Genomic DNA, 2870 nt, shown 5'->3' on the forward strand with positions numbered 1-2870 from the left:
TCTGGAATACCGCGATCTAAAAATACAAATTCGCTATTATTTTTATTGGCATCTATAAATTGTTGTTGTCTACTTTTTAATAATAGCTCACTAAACAATAATGGTTTAGTTAAAAATAATTGTTCAATACCATCTTTACGCGCCTCTAAAGTAATTTGCCTTGATACTTCTTCAAAACAGGTATAACCTCTTTTAATTAATTCGTTGATTATAGAGGATTTTCCTGTTCCTGGACCTCCAGTTATTACTATTTTTTTTGTATTCAATTTTAGGAAAGATTTTAGAGTGTAAAAATCGGAATTTAAATGCTATAAAAAAAATACAAAGTAAATAGTATATTTGCAGTCTATTTTAAAGTACATGAGCAAGCAACAAGATTCTAAAGCATTTTATGATAAGTTAAGAACGCAATTACAAGAAACTGCGTCTTGGCCTTCGGAATATTTATATAAATTTATAGTATTGTCTACTCCTAGTAAGGTGAAAAATGTAGAGTTAATATTCGATTCTATGGGAGCAGTAATTAATACAAAGCAGTCTAGTAATGGAAAGTATACTAGTATTTCTATAAATGTAAAGATGAAAAACCCAGATGCGGTAATTGCTAAATATCTAGAAGTTGCAGAAAAAATTGAAGGTGTTATATCTCTTTAATTTTCTTTTTGATTAGAATAAAGTAAAAACTTATAGTTTCTTATTTAATAATAAGAGTTTAACGGGAACTGTAAACATTTTTTTGTATTTTGCGCTTGCATAGATACTTCAATGCAATAGTTATTAATTCTACACATTTTATTTTGATATACGATATAGAGTACAACACAGAGCGAGAGCATTTAATTATACCTGAATATGGGAGACATGTTCAAAAAATGGTGAATTTTGCTAAAACCCGAGAAACAAAAGAAGAACGCAATAAAGTTGCTAAAGCTATTATAGCGGTAATGGGAAATTTACAGCCTCATTTACGTGATGTTCCAGATTTTCAACATAAGCTTTGGGATCAATTATTTATAATGTCTAATTTTGAATTAGATGCAGACTCGCCTTACGGAAAACCTTCTAAAGAGGCTTTAGAAGAACGCCCAGAAGAGTTAAAGTATCCTCAGAATTTCCCAAAATATCGTTTCTATGGAAATAATATTAAAACCATGATAGATGTTGCTATAACATGGGAAGAAGGGGAGTTAAAAGAAGCTTTAACATATACTATTGCTAACCATATGAAAAAGTGTTTCCTTAATTGGAATAAGGATACTGTTGAAGATGCTGTTATTTTTGATCATTTATATGAACTATCTGATGGAAAAATTAACTTAAAAGATTCTACAGAAACCCTTAGAGACGCTTCAAGCCTATTACGTAGTAACGCTAAGAAAAAGTATTCTAATAATAAAAAAGGACAGCATAAAAAAAGCAATAACTCCAATCGCAACAAAAAAAGATACTAGACTAGTACATGGGAACATTTAAAATTGAAGGTGGTCATAAGTTAAAAGGAAATATCCAACCTCAAGGCGCAAAAAATGAAGCATTGCAGATATTATGCGCAGTATTATTAACTCCAGAAGTTGTTACAATAAATAATATCCCAGATATTATAGATATTAATAAACTCATTATTCTTTTAGGAAACTTAGGAGTAAAAGTAAATAAGCTAGATAAAGGATCTTATGCTTTTCAAGCAGATGAAATAAATCTTAGTTACTTAGAATCTGAAAAATTTAAAGAAGAAGGTAGAGGCTTAAGGGGTTCTATTATGATTGTTGGACCTTTATTAGCTAGGTTTGGTAAAGGATACATACCAAAACCTGGAGGAGATAAAATTGGTCGTAGACGATTAGATACCCATTTTGAAGGATTTATAAACTTAGGCGCTAAATTTAGATATAATAGAGAAGACTATTTCTATGGTGTTGAAGCAGAACAATTAAAAGGTACAGATATGCTTTTAGATGAAGCATCTGTTACTGGAACTGCCAATATTGTAATGGCTGCTGTTTTAGCTAAAGGAACAACAACTATTTATAATGCAGCTTGCGAACCATATTTACAGCAGCTATGTAAGATGCTGAATAGAATGGGAGCTAAAATCTCTGGAGTAGGTTCAAATCTTTTAACTATTGAAGGTGTTGATAACTTAGCAGGTACAGAGCATAGAATGCTACCAGACATGATTGAAATTGGTAGCTGGATTGGTTTAGCAGCAATGACTAAAAGTGAGTTGACTATAAAAAATGTTAGTTGGGATGATTTAGGACAAATACCTAATGTATTTGCTAAACTAGGAATTACTCTAGAAAAAAGAGGAGACGATATTTATATCCCAGAACATAACGAAGGGTATGAAATTCAAAACTACATAGATGGTTCTATACTAACAATTGCAGATGCGCCATGGCCAGGGTTTACACCAGATTTATTAAGTATTGTGTTGGTTGTTGCTACACAAGCTAGAGGAGAGGTTTTGGTACACCAAAAAATGTTTGAAAGCCGTTTGTTCTTTGTAGATAAATTAATAGATATGGGAGCAAAAATTATTCTTTGCGATCCCCATAGAGCTACAGTAATGGGACATGATTTTAAATCGCAATTAAAGTCTACAACTATGGTTTCTCCAGATATTAGAGCTGGTATTTCTTTACTAATAGCAGCATTATCTGCAAAAGGAACATCAACTATTCATAATATAGAACAAATAGATAGAGGTTATGAGCATATTGTAGAACGATTACAAGCAATAGGAGCTAAAATTGAGAGATTAGCTTAATTTCTATTGTAATTAAAAAACTAAAAAAGCTTCAATAATTATTGAAGCTTTTTTAGTTTAAGTAAATTTTATTTTTTTATCAATTTGTAAACATGTCTAG

The 2870-nt window shown here is 30.8% G+C and carries 4 protein-coding genes; 3 read left to right on the top strand and 1 reads right to left on the bottom strand.

The genetic code is table 11. The features are described 5' to 3' along the window. A partial coding sequence (locus tag ACVC2P_RS09035) for an AAA family ATPase (RefSeq protein ID WP_452598150.1) occupies window positions 1-266 on the bottom strand: 266 nt, incomplete at its 3' end. Window positions 267-360: 94 nt separating this feature from the next. Here ACVC2P_RS09035 and ACVC2P_RS09040 point away from each other — a divergent pair. From ACVC2P_RS09040 to murA, 3 genes are all read left to right on the top strand, one after another. Continuing rightward, window positions 361-654 (top strand): DUF493 family protein, encoded by a 294-nt coding sequence (locus ACVC2P_RS09040; protein WP_452598151.1) that lies wholly within the window; start codon window positions 361-363, stop codon window positions 652-654. 143 nt (window positions 655-797) lie between these two features. Further along, the gene (locus ACVC2P_RS09045) at window positions 798-1451 is read left to right on the top strand and encodes a DUF4290 domain-containing protein (RefSeq protein ID WP_452598152.1); all 654 of its coding nucleotides are present in this window, start codon (window positions 798-800) and stop codon (window positions 1449-1451) included. Between the two features lie 8 nt (window positions 1452-1459). Next, complete coding sequence (murA, locus tag ACVC2P_RS09050) at window positions 1460-2770, top strand: UDP-N-acetylglucosamine 1-carboxyvinyltransferase (RefSeq protein ID WP_452598153.1); 1311 nt, start codon at window positions 1460-1462, stop codon at window positions 2768-2770. The last annotated feature ends 100 nt before the right edge of the window (window positions 2771-2870 follow it).

The organism is Pontimicrobium sp. MEBiC01747, from assembly GCF_053601635.1.

What these genes read in the sequence shown, in the direction of transcription:
- ACVC2P_RS09040 (WP_452598151.1), top strand. Translation starts at nt 361, where the DNA reads ATGAGCAAGCAACAAGATTCTAAAGCATTTTATGATAAGTTAAGAACG.
- murA (WP_452598153.1), top strand. Translation starts at nt 1,460, where the DNA reads ATGGGAACATTTAAAATTGAAGGTGGTCATAAGTTAAAAGGAAATATC.